Genomic DNA, 15,608 nt, shown 5'->3' on the forward strand with positions numbered 1-15,608 from the left:
ACAAGGGAGTCGTGTCGGCCCGGGGATCCGGGGCCGACACCCATGGGCTCAGTTGCTCTTCACCGCGTAGTCAGGCTTCTTGTCGTTGCCTTCGATGAACGGGCTCCACGGTTGCGCGCGGATCGGCCCTTCGGTCTGCCAGACCACGTTGAACTGCCCGTCGGCCTGGATCTCGCCGATCATCACTGGCTTGTGCAGGTGATGGTTGGTCTTGTCCATGGTCAGGGTGTAGCCCGATGGTGCGGCGAAGGTCTGGCCGGCCAGGGCTTCGCGGACTTTGTCGACGTCGGTGGACTTGGCTTTTTCCACCGCTTGCGCCCACATGTGGATACCGACGTAAGTGGCTTCCATCGGGTCGTTGGTCACCGCTTTGTCGGCGCCAGGCAGGTTCTTGGCCTTGGCGTAGGCTTTCCACGAATCGACGAATTTCTTGTTCGCCGGGTTATCCACGGATTCGAAGTAGTTCCACGCCGCCAGGTTGCCCACCAATGGCTTGGTGTCGATGCCGCGCAGTTCTTCCTCGCCCACCGAGAACGCCACGACTGGCACGTCGGTCGCCTTCAGGCCCTGGTTCGCCAGTTCTTTGTAGAACGGCACGTTGGAGTCGCCGTTGACGGTGGAGATGACCGCGGTCTTGCCCCCAGCCGAGAATTTCTTGATGTTGGCCACGATGGTCTGGTAATCGCTGTGGCCGAACGGGGTGTAGACCTCTTCGATGTCCTTGTCTGCCACGCCTTTGGAGTGCAGGAACGAACGCAGGATCTTGTTGGTGGTGCGCGGGTAGACGTAGTCGGTGCCCAGCAGGAAATAACGCTTGGCGCTGCCGCCTTCTTCGCTCATCAGGTATTCCACTGCCGGAATCGCCTGCTGGTTCGGCGCGGCGCCGGTGTAGAAGACGTTCGGCGACATCTCTTCGCCTTCGTATTGCACCGGGTAGAACAGCAAGCCATTGAGTTCTTCGAATACCGGCAATACGGATTTACGCGACACCGACGTCCAGCAGCCAAACACCACGGCGACTTTGTCCTGGGTCAGCAACTGCCGGCCCTTTTCGGCGAACAGCGGCCAGTTCGACGCCGGGTCCACGACCACCGCTTCGAGCTTCTTGCCGTTCACACCACCCTTGGCGTTGATCTCGTCGATGGTCATCAACGCCATGTCCTTGAGGGACGTCTCGGAGATCGCCATGGTGCCGGACAGCGAATGCAGGATGCCGACCTTGATGGTCTCGGCGGCCTGGACGGTCCAGGCCATGCCCATCGCGGCAATGCTTGCCGAGAGTGTAAAAGCCTTGATCAAGCTACGACGCTTCATTGTGCGATCTCCATGGACTTATGAGTTTTTTTCGGTGGCAGATGCAAACGCTGAAGGCGCTTTTGCAAGGGATGTGCCCGGTCGGGAAAAGGCTTTGAAATGTGGGGGCTGGCAGCGAGAGCGGAAAATGACGATGCACCATCAGTGACCGTATCGCGGGCGCTGGTGCAATGTGGTGCTCCGCATTGGGGCGTGGAATCGGATGAATCCAAGGTGAGATTCTCGACCGCACGACTATGCTGAATTTTTTACCGTGCTGAAGTGGAGAAGTCGGTTTGAATGACTCTGGCGTTGCAAGCTATTTTCTTCTCGATGAGACGGCGGTTTTCGACGTGTCGCCTGAAGTTGAATTGGCCGAGCATCCGCAATGGATGCATGTGACGCACCTGAGGGAAGGAAGGTATTCGCTGATTCTCACCGCTGGAGAGCATCTTCGAAGTAGCAAGTTGGAGGTGTTCTCTGATTCAACCTTATTCGTTCGTTTTTCGGCTGCTCTACCGAGCATCAGTTTGGATGGACTCACCTGTTCAGTTGTTTTTCTTGAAGACGGAACTCAGGCCGAGTTCCAAATAGGGATGTTTCATTTTTGCGGAGCAACTTCGCCGTCGGAATGGAGGACGGTGGATCTGGATTTGGCCTGGTTGGCGGGCAAGCGTGGCCGTCTCCTTGTCGCGTGTGGGCCCGGTGCAAAGAACGATCCTACGGCCGACTGGCTGGCGATAGCTGACTTGTGCGTCGCCAGGGAGGGAGAGAGGAAGGCGCTCTTGGCGAAAACACATCAATCATTGCGTATGGAAAACGAGATAGCACACTTCAGTAGCGTCTACCGGAACGCGTTTTACTCAAGCGTTCAGCAACGACAGAGTGAAACTGCAAGGGGCGTTGTGCGCAAGGTTCGCCGATTGAATGGGCTGGCTCATGCGCCAGTACAGGCTGCGCGGGCTGACATTGTCATACTGGAACCGTTTGAAGGTGAGGTCGCCTACGCTTATGCGACTCGTCTCCTGAGGGCGAACGTCCCGCAAGTCCCTCCCGATTTCCAAGCGAGGTTGCGCCAGAAAGTCTTGGACCACGGCGCAATAAAAGTCTTGTCCATCTGCAGCGGTGCCGCACGGATAGAGGCTGGTTTGTCAGCGGCTGTTCCCGAAGGTATCGAATGGTCACTGTTGGATATCAATGAAGACCTGCTCCAGATCGCGGCAAGGCAGTTTCCGCCAGGGACCCGTCTCGATTTGATCGTGGCGGATGCGAATAACCTGGTGCCTACCGGTGAACAGTGGGACGTCATTATTTGTGTTTCGGCATTGCACCATTTGGTAGAGCTGGAAAAAGTCATGCTCTTTATCTCCCGCAGTTTGAAAGACGATGGCGAGTTCTGGAGTGTGGGCGAGGCCGTGGGACGTAACGGTAATCGCTTGTGGCCCGACGCGATAATTGCCGCCGATGCGGCGTTCTCGGCGTTGCCGGCGCGCTACCGGTTAAATGCCGATACCCAGGTTGTCGATGCTGTCATTCCAGACAAGGACCACTCGATTGGGTGCTTCGAGGGGATTCGAAGCGAGGACATTACTGCGCTCCTTGAACGTTGGCTGACGCCGGTAAATGTCTACCGCACCAATTGCTTCCTGTGGCGAATGGTCAACCTTGCCTACAGCGGGAATTTCAATCTTGAAAAAGCGCAGGACCGGGCGTTAGTCATCGATCTGGTTCGCGCCGAGCTTGGGCATTTTCGAAATGGAGGCCTTGGGACCGAGCTATTCGGCGTCTACCAAAAGAAGCACCTCTTCAGCGACGGCGCATCAGACCAATAAAGAACAGCCCGCCGATGGCCGCGGTAGCGACCCCAATCGGCAAGTCTTCCGGCGCGATCAACGTCCGCGCCGCCACGTCCACCCACACCAGGAACAGGCTGCCGAGCAACACGCAGGCCGGCAGCAACCGGCGATGCTCGGCGCCCACCAGGCGGCGGGCAATGTGCGGCACCATCAGCCCGACAAAGCCGATCGAACCGCTGATGGACACCAGCACACCGGTCATCAACGACGCGATCAGGAAAATCCACAACCGCACCTTCGCCGCGTTCAGGCCCAGGGTCACGGCGGTTTGTTCGCCCGCCATCAGCGCGTTCAGCGGCCGGGCCATGCCCAGCAGCAACACCAGCCCCAACCCGACGCTGGCGGCCGGCACGGCCAGCAGTTCCCAACGGGCCAGGCCCAGGCCGCCGAGCATCCAGAACATCACCGCCGAACTGGCGCGGTGATCGCCCAGGAACAACAACAGGTTGGCCGCCGCCATCATCACGAAGGACACCGCCACGCCGCACAGCAACAGCCGATCGCTCTCCAGCCGGCCTTGGCGGGCGGCAATGGCCAATACCAGCAACATGCTCAGCAATGCGCCGATGAAGGCGGCGAGGGGTAGCGTCAGGAGCCCCATGATTTCACCGACGTGCAACACCACGATGACCGCCCCCAGGGTCGCGCCGGAGGTGACGCCCAGCAGGTGCGGATCGGCCAGCGGGTTGCGCGTGACCGCTTGCAGCACCGCGCCGATCAGCGCCAGCCCCGCACCGACCAGGGCACCGAGCAGCAGGCGTGGGACGCGGATCAGCCAGACAATATGTTCCTGGCCGGGCGTCCAATGGACCTCGCCCACACCGAAGGCCTTGTGCAGCAGCAGGTCCCAGACCACGGGCACCGGCACTCGCGCCGGCCCGAAGCCCAGTGACACCACGAATGACACCAGCAGCAGCGCACCGAGGAGCATCAGCAGGACGGCGTAGCGACGATCGTTCATTGGCCGTGGAAACCCCGCGCCAGGGTTTGCACCGCCAACACGTTATCGATGCCTGGGGTGGCTTGCACGTAGGGGATCACGATGAAGCGCCGCTGCTTGATCGCGTCGACTGACTGCAGGGCCGGGTTGTCCAGCAAGAATTGCTGCTTCTGCTCGGCGCTGACTTCACCGTAATCGACGATCACGATCACCTGCGGGTTGCGCTCGACCACGTTCTCCCAGTTCACCCGGGTCCAACTGGTTTCCACGTCATCGAGGATGTTGCGTCCGCCGGCCGCGTCAATCAAAGCCTGGGGCATGCCGAGGCGGCCGGAGGTCATGGCCCGGTCTTCGCCGCTGTCATACAGGAACACACGTGGTCGCTCGGTTGGCAGTTGCTTGCGCACGTCGGCCACTTGGGCCTGCATCGTGGCGATCAGTGCATTGGCGCGATCCTGCACGTCGAAGATTTTCCCGAGGTTGCGCAGGTCGTTGTAGGTGTCCTCCAGCGAAGCTGCCGGACGCTTCATCACGAACGCGCAGGACTCGGTCAACTCGTAGACATTGATGCCCAGCGGTTGCAGGGTCTGCGGCGTCAGGTCGCCGCCCACCCGCATGCCGTAGTCCCAGCCGGCGAAGAAGAAATCGACGTTGGCATCGAGCAGGGTTTCCACCGAGGGATATTTGGCGGCCAGTTCCGGCAGGCCGTCGAGAATCCTGGCCATCTCGGGTGTCACCGATTTCCAGCCGCTGATGCCGCTGTAGCCGACCATGCGCGGCTTGAGACCCAGGGCGAGCATCATCTGCGTCATGTTGATGTCATGGCTGACCGCATGGCGAGGGGCCTCGTTGAACACCACCGGGCGGTTGCAGCTCTGGATCGTCAACGGGTAGTGGGTGGCTTCCGCCAGGGCATGGGCGCTGCCCAGCAACAGCGGCAGCGACAGCAGGAAACGCAAGGTCATGGTTGGGTTATCCAAGTGATTCGTGGGTAGCCGGACAGCGGATGCTCGTCCACCAGGGCTTCGACGCCGAACACCTCGCGCAACAGCTCGGCGGTGAGGACATTTCTGGGCGTGCCGCTGGCGACAATGCGCCCGTGTTCGATCACATACAGGCGATCACAGAAGGCGGCGGCCAGGTTCAGGTCGTGCAGGCTGGCGAGGGTGCCGATTCCCAGGCCCTTGATCAGTTGCAGCAATTGCAATTGATAGCGCGGGTCGAGGTGGTTGGTCGGTTCATCGAGGATCAGCAACTGCGGCTGCTGGGCCAGGGCGCGGGCGAGGATCACCCGTTGCTTTTCGCCTCCCGACAGCGTGGCGAAGGCGTGATCGCCAAAGCCATCGAGTCCGGCCGATGCCAATGCCTGTCGTACCAGCCGGCGGTCTTCATGATTGTCGCTGTCGAACAACCCCTTGTGGGGCGTTCGACCCATGGCGACCACCTCTTCCACCGTCAGGCCGAAGGCGTCGGGGAATTCTTGCAGCACCACCGCGATGCGTTGGGCGCACCAGCGCGAGGACTGTTGCCAGAGGTTGTGATGTTCGAGTTTCACCTCGCCCTGTTCCGGTCGGCTGAAGCGATAGGCACAGCGCAACAGGCTGGTCTTGCCGCTGCCGTTGGGCCCGATCAACCCGACAAACTCCCCTGCCCCCACCTGCAGCGTGGCATCACGCAGCTGGAACTGGTGATGGCAATGGCCATGACCAAGGGGCGTCCAGGCGAGGTGAGAGAGGGTTAGCGAGGTCATGCATTCACTCAGCATTTGTTTTGAAACACAGTTCCTTCGAACGGTGTTCGTGGTTTGGAAAGCGGGCGCGATTGTAGAGGTTTCGCACCGCTTTCCGTTAACGCACTGTCTTCAGCTTGAAGATGAAGCGATCTCAGGCTGGCGATTCAACCGTGTGACGAGCCGGTCCAACAGCCACACCACCACCAGCGAAGCGCCCACCAGCGGGAACACCACCGCCAGGGCGAGCATGATGAATACTCCGGTTTTCCACGTCGGCAGATCGTGACGCAGTGGCGGTACACCGAGCTTGCCCTGGGGCCGGCGCTTCCACCAGATCACCAGGCCACTCACGGCGCTGAGCAGAATCATCAGGCAAACCAGCAACACGAGGATTTGGTTCAGCGGGCCGAACATCTTGCCTTCGTGCAGCATCACGCCGGTTTCGGTGGCGCGGGCCACGACGCTGTAGTGCTCCCAGCGCACATCAGCCAGGACCTTGCCGGTGTACTGGTCAACGTGCAGGGTCGCGTCGTTGCGCGGGTCATCGGCGAACACAGCGATGGTGAACACACCCGACGCGGTCGTTGGGAAGGTGATGCTGTAACCGGGCTCGACCTTGCGCGCCGTGGCGATGTCCTGCACCGCTTGCAGGCTGACGGTCGGCGCGGCGGGGCCTTCATGCATGCCGCCATGGGCCATGTGCTCGGCATGGTCGCCGGACATCGGCATCGGCGTATTTTCCATGGCCCAGGGTACGGTCTGGCGATGGGCGTTGTTGAGGCTGCCGGCCTCGACGTCGGACTTGGGCACCTCGTTCCACATCGCCGCCGGGAAGCGGTTCCAGAGGTCCGCGTATTGCTTGCCCCAGAAGCCGGTCCAGGTCATGCCACTGAGCAGCATCACCAGCAGGAACGCCGCGCCCCAGAAACCGACGACAACGTGCAAGTCACGCCAGAACAGCCGACCGCGCGCGCTCCAGCGCGGCCACAGCACGCCGGCCGACGATTGTCCGCGCGGCCACCACAGGTATAGGCCGGAGACCACCAGCACCACGCCCCAGCCGGCGGCCATTTCCACCAGCCGGTCGCCGACGGTGCCGATCAGCAACTCGCCGTGGATCGCCCGGGCCATGGCTTGCAGGTTGCTCTTCGCATCCTGCTCGCCGAGGACGTCGCCGTGGTACGGGTCGATGAACACGTTCAGCTCCCGGCCCTTGTCGATCACCACGAACTGCGCGCTGCGCTCGGCGTTGACCGGGGGCAGGTACTGTTTGACCTGGCTTTCGGGGTAAGCCTGGTGGACCTGCTTGAGCAGGTCGTCGGCTGCGAGCGTGTGATGCCCGGCCGGGACGTTCAGCAGGCTGCCGTACATCAGCGGATCGAGTTGTGGCTTGAACAGGTAAATGATCCCGGTCAGGGCCAGCATCACCATGAACGGCGCCACGAACAGCCCGGCATAAAAATGCCAGCGCCAGGCCAGGTTGTAGAAATTGGGTTTCGGTTGGCTCATTAGAAAGCGCTCCGCAGGGCTAATTGGGTTGTTATGTTTTTGGCGGTTGCTGCGCAACCGCCAGGTGAGCCTTGGATAAACACAAACCTGTGGCGAGGGAGCTTGCTCCCTCGCCACAGAGTCAGGTGTCAGGCCTCGCCCGTGTTGTCAGAAACTCATATCCACCTTGGTCCAGAGCGTACGCCCCGGTTCGTTGATGGCTTGTGGGTCGCTCGCCGGGTAGCCGAACCCGGCGTTGCCGGCCAGGTTCAAGTGTTCGGCGTAGGCTTTGCCGAAGAGGTTGTCGACGCCGCTGCTGACCTTCCAATGCTGGTTGATGCGATAGGCACCGTTGAGCGAGAAGACCCCGAACCCCGAGCTTTTGCCGTAGTCCTTGCCGACGACGTTGCCTTTGTTTTCATCGACGCGGTGCTGCGCCGCCACCACCCGCCACAAGGCGCCGGTGCTCCAGCGGTCTTCGCTGTAGGTCAGGCCCAGGCGGGCGTCCAGCGGCGGCATCTGGGCCAGGGCGCTGCCGTCGCTGCTGTTCTTGCCCCAGGCATAGGCCAGGGTGGCATCGGCTTTCCAGCGCTCGCTCAGCTTGTAGGCCGCGCCAAGTTCACCGCCCATGATTCGCGCATCGATGTTCTCGGCCCGGGAGGTGGTGCCCATCATGCCGGGGGTGTAATCGAACAGGATGTAGTCGCGGACTTGCCCGACATAACCCGACGCCCAGGCCTCGAGGTTGTCGGTCTTGTATTGCAGGCCGAAGTCGAGTTGAGTGGTTTTCTCCGGCTTGATCGCGTCGAAGGCATTCAACGAACCGCTGGGGCCAACGTTCGCCGAGAACAGCTCCCAGTAGTCCGGGAAGCGTTGCGCGTGACCGACGCCGGCATAGAGGGTGGCGGGGCTGTCGTCCAGGTCGTGTTCGTAGCGTAGGAATCCGCTGGGCAGTGTGTCGGCACGGGTGTCGCCGGCGGTGGGGTTGGGACGGGCCGACATACCGGAACCGATACTCTGGCGATAGTCCTTGGCCGAGGCGCGATCGAGCCGGGCGCCGGTGATCACTCGGTCGCGGTCGGCGGCGTACCAGGTCAGTTCGCCGAACCCCCCGTAATTGTGGAAGTCGGCATCCTTGGTGTACGGCAGCGCCTTGTAGGTATCCACGCCCATGCTGCTGCGTTGGCGATGTTCGTTGGTCTGGGCGTCGAGGCCGCTGATCAATTGCACATCGGCCCAGCGCCAGGTGGCCTTGATGCGGGCGCCGAGGGTGCGACGGTCGACGTTGGAGGCCATGGGCCCGGCCATCATCCCAGTGCCGGACGGGGTGCGCAGCGTGTAGTTGTCCATCACGTGGTCGGCGTAGTTGTAGTAGACCTGGGCCTCGACCTTGTCCAGCACCTCGCTAATGTTCGAGCGCTCGAAACGCAGCCCGAGGCTTTCGCGCTTGAACTGCGAGCCGTCCATGCCGCGCCCGGCGTAGCGCGCTTCACCGTCACCCTTGCCGGCCGTCAGCTCCAGCAGGGTATCGGTGTCCGGGGTCCAGCCGAGGGTGACGTCGCCATTCCACTTGTCATAGCGCGACGGCACGGTGTCATTGTTGCCGTCGCGGTAATCGTCCGAATGCGCGGTATTGCCGATCACCCGTACATAACCCAGCGGCCCACCGGCGGCGGCATCCACCACTTTGTCGAAGCGGCCGTTGGAGCCGGCCAGCACGCTGGCGTTGACCCGCGTGCCGAGCTCGCCGAACTGTTCCGGCTCGCGCTCGAACAGCACGGTCCCAGCCGAGGCACCGGGGCCCCAGAGCACGGTTTGCGGGCCTTTGATGACGGTGAGCTTGTCGTAGGTCTCCGGCGAGATGTAGGACGTCGGCGCGTCCATCCGGCCCGGGCAGGCACCCAGCAACATGCTGCCGTTGGTGAGGATGTTCAGCCGCGAACCGAACATACCGCGCAACACCGGGTCGCCATTGGTGCCGCCGTTGCGCACCAGGGCGAAGCCGGGGATGGTCTTGAGGTAGTCGCCGCCATCGCTGGCCGGCACCGGTTGGCGCGGGTCCTTGGGGTTGGTGACGACGGTCAGCGGCGAGCTGGGCGCGATGGCGGTGATGACCGTCGGGCTCAGTTCTTCGACCTGATGGCCGTGATGCTCGTGCTCGTCGGCCAGCGCGAACGGGGTGAGCAGCATGCCGCACAGTGCGGCGAGGGTTTGGTGCAAACGAACCGGTGGCTCGTTCAGAGGGCAGCGGACCTGGGCAGAGCCCACAGCGATGCCAGCGGGAAACCTGGACATGATAATTCCATCGAACAGACGTAGACGACACGGTCGGGCAGCCTGGGGCTGTCTTTTGCGACCGGGGTGAGATAAGTGTCGGGCTTACGCGACGATGGGCGGTGCGCGGGTACGGGCACCGGGGAAGAATGCTGGCCGGGCATGACCCAGGCGTGGGGAAGGGCTGGTGTAGGTGTTGGTATGGGGTGTGTCGAAGGCGGCGAAGGTGTGGCCGCCCGGTAGCGCTGGGCAATTGAACAACAGGCTGCAATAACCGCACTTTTCCCACAGCGCATGGTGCTCGCTTTGTGGCGGGCAATGCTCGGCTGCCGGCGCTTCGTGCGCCGACATGTCCATGCCCATCTCCATGTTCATGCTCATAGGCATGGACATGCGTTGATCCATCGGCATCGACTGGGAAACCAGTGGACCAATGAAGATCATCAGCATGGCGAACAGGCTGATCCAGCTACCGCGGGTCAGGCTCATGGGCTGACGGCGGCGGTTGGGCAGGCTGGCGCGACGAGGTTGCATGGGGCGGCTACGTCTTACTGTTGGTGCTTATGCGTCTTGGTGCCGTCCGGTGCCTTTTTCTGCACTGCGACATCCACCGTGACATCCCCGGCCTTTTCGAAGTGTAGGGTCATGGGGAAACGCTTGCCGTCGCTGAGCAGGCTGCGGTCCTTCAGGTCCAGCAGCATCACGTGATAAGCCATCGGCGCGAAGGTGATGGTCGCACCGGGGGCGATGGCCACGACGGGCACCGGTTGCATTTTCATCAGGTCGTTTTGCATCACATGCTCATGGAGCTCTGCCTTGCCGGCAATGGGCGAGTCGACGCTGAGCAGTTTGTCTGCGGTCGTGCCGCTGTTGTGGATGACGAAATACGCAGCCACGGTCTGCGCGTTGGGCGGCAATTCCTGGGACCATGGATGGGCGATCTCAAGCTCGCCCGCTTTGTATTGGTGAGCTTGGGCGAAGCCAATGGGAAGCAGCAGGGCGGCCAGCAGGATAAGTCTGTTCAACATGGCAGTTCTCCGGAACGATTCAGGACGCAGGTGTGTGCGGAAGAATCAGGCCAGAGGCGAGGCGCGAGGATTGAGACTGGGCCATTGCTGGCGCGGCGTGGGGGAGTCGAGCTGTGAATGGACGGTATTGCGATGGGCCCGTTGTGCGTCCAGATACAACTGCGGCGCATGTCCGGCGAGCGCCACCAACGGCGCCGGACCTGAGCAGCACCAGCAATGCTGCATCGTCGAATGATTGTCCTGTTGCGGCGTGCCCTGTTCGAACGTGCCCAAGGAAATCGCCACCATTTTCGTGCCGCTGGACGAGCAGAAACTGCCCCACAGCAGTTGCTCGGCTGGCGAATTGGCGGTCGCACCCGCGCTGGTGGCAAGCGGCATGGCAAGCATGTTGAACAGCACTGCGAAGCAGGCGATCCAGGCAAATGCAAGCCGTTGTCGGGACATAGGGCAATCCGCTCGGTTGGGCGATCAGGTGGCGGTATTTAGCCTGATCGGGGGGCAGAAGTAAAAAGGCCACGTGCGGTGTAGGGTCGCAGGGCTGGTGTTAACAGTAGCAATAGATCTTCAAGTAGGCGCTTTTGTGGCGAGGGAGTCCCCGCCGCGTTGTAATTTGTTCCACGAGAGCTTGCTTGCGCTGGGGTGCATGTAGGAGCTGCCGAACGAAGCGAGGCTGCGATCTTTTCCCTCCGCACTTGAGTCTCAAGCGAAGATCAAAAGATCGCAGGCTTCGCCAGCTCCTACAGAGCTCTGCGGGAGCGAGGGCTGTTGCTGTACTGTCAGACCAACTGCCGCAGCCCCTGCAACACCTCATCCACCGTCCCAAACTCCCGATCTACCCCCGCCAACACCGGCCGCTTCAACACCAACACCGGTACCCCCCGCTCCCGCGCCACGTCCAGCTTCGGCTCGGTAGCCATGCTGCCGCTGTTCTTGCTCACCAGCACATCGATCCGCCGCCGTTCAAACAGCTCACGCTCGCCCTCGATGTGAAACGGTCCGCGGGCGCCAATCACTTCGCAGCGTTCATTGCCGGGGTAAACGTCCAGGGCTCGCAAGGTCCAGAATTGCTCTGGCGGGATTTCATGCAGGTGTTGCAGTGGCTCACGGCCGAGGGTGAACAGGGGGCGGTGGAAGGGTTGCAGGGCATGGATCAGTTCGGCCCAGTCGACCACTTCGCGCCAGTCATCGCCGGCCCGGGGCTGCCATGCCGGACGGCGCAGCGCCCAGCAGGGGACGCCACAGGCGCGGGCAGCATGGGCCGCGTTGTGGCTGATCTGGGCGGCGTAGGGGTGGGTCGCATCCAGCAGCAGGTCGATGCCCTCGGCGCGGATGAATTGCGCCAGCCCTTGGGCGCCGCCGTAGCCGCCGACGCGCACCTGGCAGGTCAGGTCGGTGGGGATGCGACCGATGCCTGCCAGGCTGTAGATGTGCTGGGGGCCGAGGGTGCGGGCGATGGCCAGGGCTTCGGTGACCCCACCGAGCAGCAGGATGCGTTTCATGAGAAGGCTCCGGCGTGACCGACGATCCCGCCCTGGCGGTCGATGGCGAAGACTTCGACTTGGACCTGGGCCGGCACCACACTGCGGGCGAACGCCAGCGCGTGTTCACACACCGCGTCACCGAGGGCGATGCCGGCGGCACTGGCCATCGCCAGGGCTTGCTGGCTGGTATTGGCCTCCCGGATGCCTTGCTGCAGAACCTCATCGGCACCGATCGCGGCGGCCCATTCGGCCAGTTGCGGCAGGTCGATGCTCGAGTGGCGGCTGTGCAGGTCCATGTGGCCGGCGGCGAGTTTGCTGATCTTGCCGAAGCCGCCGCAGAGGCTGAGTTTTTCTACCGGCACCTTGCGCACATGCTTGAGCACGGCGCCGACGAAGTCACCCATTTCGATCAGGGCGATTTCCGGCAGGTTGTAGACCCGGCGCATGGTGTCTTCGCTGGCGTTGCCGGTGCAGGCGGCGATGTGCAGGTAGCCGTTGGTTTTCGCCACGTCGATGCCCTGGTGGATCGAGGCAATGTAGGCCGCGCAGGAAAAGGGCCGGACGATGCCGCTGGTGCCGAGGATCGACAGGCCGCCGAGAATACCCAGTCGCGGATTCATGGTTTTCAACGCCAGGGCTTCGCCGCCCTCGACATTGACTGTGACTTCGAAACCACCGGCGTAGCCGTTTTCCTCGGCCAATCGGCCCAAGTGATCGTTGATCATCTGGCGTGGCACCGGGTTGATCGCCGGCTCACCGACCCCCAGCACCAATCCCGGCCGCGTCACCGTGCCCACGCCGCGCCCGGCGACGAAGCGCACGCCGGGTTCGACGGTCAAGCGCACCTGGGAAAACAACAGGGCGCCGTGGGTCACGTCCGGGTCATCGCCGGCGTCCTTGATCGTCCCTGCCTCGGCGCCTTGTGCGGTCAACCGGCAGAACTCCAGGCGCATCTGCACCTGCTTACCCTTGGGCAAGACGATTTCCACAGCGTCGGCTTCGGTGCCGCGCAACAGCAGTCGAGCGGCCGCCAAGCTGGTGGCCGTGGCGCAGCTGCCGGTGGTCAGGCCGCTGCGCAGGGGGGCGGGTTGTTCGGCGGTTTCGTCACGCATCGAGAGGTTTCGTCAGGTCCAGCAAGGTGATCGGCAGCGCCTGGCGCCAAGTGTCGAATTCGCCCAAGGGCTGGGCCTGGGCGATGTGGATGCGGGTCAGCTCACCGCCGTGACGTTCGCGCCAGTGCATGAGGGCCGTTTCGCTTTGCAGGGTCACGGCGTTGGCGACGAGCCGACCGCCGGGTTTGAGTTGGGCCCAGCAGGTGTCCAATACGCCCTCACGGGTGACGCCGCCACCGATGAACACCGCGTCTGGCCGTTCGAGGTTTTCCAACGCCTGCGGGGCGCTGCCGCGGATCAATTGCAGGCCCGGCACGCCGAGGGTGTCGCGGTTGCGTTCGATCAGGCCTTGGCGGCCTTCGTCGGCTTCGATGGCCAGCGCTCGGCAACTGGGGTGGGCGCGCATCCATTCGATGCCGATGGAGCCGCTGCCGGCGCCGACATCCCACAATAGTTCACCGGGCGCCGGCGCGAGACGGGCCAGGGTGATGGCACGCACGTCGCGCTTGGTCAGTTGGCCGTCATGTTCGAACGCGCTGTCCGGTAGGCCGGCCAGGCGTGACAGGGAGCGCGTCGAGGGTTCGGCAAGGCATTCGATAGCGATCAGGTTCAGATCGGCGACGGTCTCATCGTGCCATTGCGCCGCAGTGCTTTCGATCCGTCGTTCTGCTGAACCGCCCAGATGCTCCAGGACGGTTATGGGGCTCGGACCGAATCCGCGTTCACGCAGCAACGTGGCCACGGCGGCAGGGCTGTGGCGATCGTTGCTCAGCAGCAACAGCCTGACGCCTGTGGATAAATGCACATTGAGCGCCGCCAGAGGGCGGGCCACTAGCGACAGCGTGACCACGTCCTGCAACGGCCAGCCCATGCGCGCCGCGGCCAGCGAACAAGAGGACGGCGCTGGGATGATCAGCATTCGATCACTTGGCACCTGTCTGGCCAGGCTGGCGCCCACGCCATAGAACATCGGATCCCCACTGGCCAGCACGCACACCGGTTCGTCCTGCCGAGCCAGCAGCGGTTCCAGGGAAAACGGGCTGGGCCACAGCTCCCGCTCGCCGCGGATACACAGTGGCAACAGTTCCAACTGGCGCGCGCTGCCCAGAATCCGTGACGCCCGCAGCAAGGCATGGCGAGCCGTCCGGCCCAGGCCCTTGAAGCCGTCTTCACCGATGCCCACTACGGTCAGCCAGGGGGTCATCTCTGTTCCTCGAATAGATGGGGTTGATCGACAGGCGTATGCCGCCGCGAACCGGGCCGCCATCATACCGTGCCCCTCAGGTTAAGGCGCGACCCTGTGGGCGCGGTTTGGTTGGGGCTATCGATACACATACCTGAGGATATAGCTGTAAAGATCGTGATACAGGGAGTCGGGCATCGGTGTAGTCGCTGTCTGAGTCGCGAGTAGCGCCCGATGACATTCCTTTACCATTTCTTCTCGGTCCTTCAGTTCATAGATAGGACGACGGGTGGTTGTTTCAAAAAGACTCGCATAATTTTGCTGGTCCCCGGAGATGATCAAGGCTCTCTCCGCATCTTTGGTATAAGTGCTCCGCGCGCGTAAACGTCGTTCTTTGAACGCGCCAAATCCACGTTCATAAAAATAGAACGTCGAACCGCTGACTGCTTGAGTGGCCGTCTCCAGCGCAGGAAGGGCCGCTTTGGCATGGTCCAGGCTTGCATCGAGCATCGGCACAGTGACGAACCTTTCCATTTCACCCACCTGGATGCTCTTAAAGGCTCTCTTGATGCTGGATAAATGAGCGAAGTCCTTGCAACAGGCGACGACATGCGTTTCGAACTGATAGCCGGCCTTCGTTGCCGCTGGAGGAAAAGCTGCGAAACCCAGGCTGTCGAAGGCTGCCTCCATGACGATGTTGTATTTTTGAGCGAATGCCCTTTCGAAGATTTTGCTGCCAATGTCCCGAATGAACGCTTCGGTGTGCTCGTAAGCGTGCAGAACACCGTGTTCTATGAGTCTTGTGTAGCGGGGATGTTTTTCTCGGTATTCGGGCAGGTACAGCCGAACATAATTGTCGTAGCGCCCGGAGGGCAGCAGACTTTTTTCCAACAGGTAGGTTTTGCCCGAGCTTTGCAGGCCAGCGACGACGAGAATCTTGGGTATTGGCTCTGCGGTGACGTCTTTGAACAGTGCGAGGGCGATGTCATCAAATGCCGCTGTGAGTTCTTGTTCAGTGTAGTTTTTTGAATCTTCTGACATATCTCGATTTCCTTATCGATTATGAAGTAACTGACTGCCTTATGAATAAAGCGAAGTTTCTCTGTTTGTTCAAAGACGTCTTTGTATCGAGGTATGTATTTGTTTGGTAAGGTAAAAAATCATACGGCGGTTGGGCAGATGAGCCGCGCGGGATACCCCGTAATCTTCAAACTCCATGGG

The 15,608-nt window shown here is 61.9% G+C and carries 14 protein-coding genes; 1 reads left to right on the plus strand and 13 read right to left on the minus strand.

The genetic code is table 11. The features are described 5' to 3' along the window. Positions 1–48 precede the first annotated feature (48 nt). A complete protein-coding gene (gene urtA, locus VQ575_RS03160) occupies positions 49–1,314 on the minus strand; it encodes an urea ABC transporter substrate-binding protein (protein ID WP_039593498.1) in 1,266 nt (421 codons plus the stop codon). Between the two features lie 275 nt (positions 1,315–1,589). Here urtA and VQ575_RS03165 point away from each other — a divergent pair, with 275 nt between their 5' ends. Further along, complete coding sequence (locus VQ575_RS03165) at positions 1,590–3,125, plus strand: class I SAM-dependent methyltransferase (RefSeq protein ID WP_325919047.1); 1,536 nt, start codon at positions 1,590–1,592, stop codon at positions 3,123–3,125. Here VQ575_RS03165 and VQ575_RS03170 read toward each other — a convergent pair. From VQ575_RS03170 to VQ575_RS03225, 12 genes are all read right to left on the minus strand, one after another. Continuing rightward, positions 3,100–4,110, minus strand: coding sequence for a FecCD family ABC transporter permease (locus tag VQ575_RS03170; protein ID WP_325919049.1), 1,011 nt, complete (start codon positions 4,108–4,110; stop codon positions 3,100–3,102). The genes VQ575_RS03165 and VQ575_RS03170 overlap by 26 nt on opposite strands. After that, entirely contained in the window at positions 4,107–5,054 is a 948-nt protein-coding gene (locus VQ575_RS03175) for an ABC transporter substrate-binding protein (RefSeq protein WP_325919051.1), read from the minus strand. The genes VQ575_RS03170 and VQ575_RS03175 overlap by 4 nt, the downstream gene beginning before the upstream one ends. After that, entirely contained in the window at positions 5,051–5,839 is a 789-nt protein-coding gene (locus tag VQ575_RS03180; RefSeq protein ID WP_325919052.1) for an ABC transporter ATP-binding protein, read from the minus strand. Before VQ575_RS03180 ends, VQ575_RS03175 begins: the two co-directional genes overlap by 4 nt. Before the next feature lie 111 nt (positions 5,840–5,950). Next, positions 5,951–7,330, minus strand: a complete 1,380-nt coding sequence (locus VQ575_RS03185; RefSeq protein WP_325919053.1) for a PepSY-associated TM helix domain-containing protein — start codon at positions 7,328–7,330, stop codon at positions 5,951–5,953. Positions 7,331–7,477: 147 nt separating this feature from the next. Beyond that, positions 7,478–9,604, minus strand: a complete 2,127-nt coding sequence (locus VQ575_RS03190; protein ID WP_325919056.1) for a TonB-dependent copper receptor — start codon at positions 9,602–9,604, stop codon at positions 7,478–7,480. Between the two features lie 84 nt (positions 9,605–9,688). Continuing rightward, on the minus strand, positions 9,689–10,072 hold the full coding sequence (locus tag VQ575_RS03195; protein WP_039593567.1) for a DUF2946 domain-containing protein: 384 nt from the start codon (positions 10,070–10,072) through the stop codon (positions 9,689–9,691). Between the two features lie 59 nt (positions 10,073–10,131). Further along, the gene (locus VQ575_RS03200) at positions 10,132–10,611 is read right to left on the minus strand and encodes a copper chaperone PCu(A)C (protein WP_325919059.1); all 480 of its coding nucleotides are present in this window, start codon (positions 10,609–10,611) and stop codon (positions 10,132–10,134) included. A 45-nt stretch (positions 10,612–10,656) separates the two neighbouring features. Beyond that, entirely contained in the window at positions 10,657–11,055 is a 399-nt protein-coding gene (locus VQ575_RS03205) for a DUF2946 domain-containing protein (protein ID WP_325919060.1), read from the minus strand. A gap of 332 nt (positions 11,056–11,387) precedes the next feature. Then, the gene (locus tag VQ575_RS03210) at positions 11,388–12,110 is read right to left on the minus strand and encodes a cobalt-precorrin-6A reductase (protein WP_039593506.1); all 723 of its coding nucleotides are present in this window, start codon (positions 12,108–12,110) and stop codon (positions 11,388–11,390) included. Beyond that, positions 12,107–13,204 carry a cobalt-precorrin-5B (C(1))-methyltransferase gene (locus VQ575_RS03215; protein WP_325919061.1) on the minus strand — a complete coding sequence of 366 codons (1,098 nt, stop codon included), beginning with the start codon at positions 13,202–13,204 and terminating at the stop codon, positions 12,107–12,109. The genes VQ575_RS03210 and VQ575_RS03215 overlap by 4 nt, the downstream gene beginning before the upstream one ends. After that, positions 13,197–14,408: a precorrin-6y C5,15-methyltransferase (decarboxylating) subunit CbiE gene (gene cbiE, locus VQ575_RS03220; RefSeq protein WP_325919062.1), complete on the minus strand. Its 1,212-nt coding sequence runs from the start codon at positions 14,406–14,408 to the stop codon at positions 13,197–13,199. Before cbiE ends, VQ575_RS03215 begins: the two co-directional genes overlap by 8 nt. Positions 14,409–14,525: 117 nt before the next feature. Beyond that, entirely contained in the window at positions 14,526–15,428 is a 903-nt protein-coding gene (locus tag VQ575_RS03225) for a zeta toxin family protein (RefSeq protein WP_325919064.1), read from the minus strand. Positions 15,429–15,608: the final 180 nt, after the last annotated feature.

Origin of the sequence: Pseudomonas frederiksbergensis, from assembly GCF_035751725.1 — a bacterium.
Taxonomy (GTDB): domain Bacteria; phylum Pseudomonadota; class Gammaproteobacteria; order Pseudomonadales; family Pseudomonadaceae; genus Aquipseudomonas; species Aquipseudomonas frederiksbergensis_A.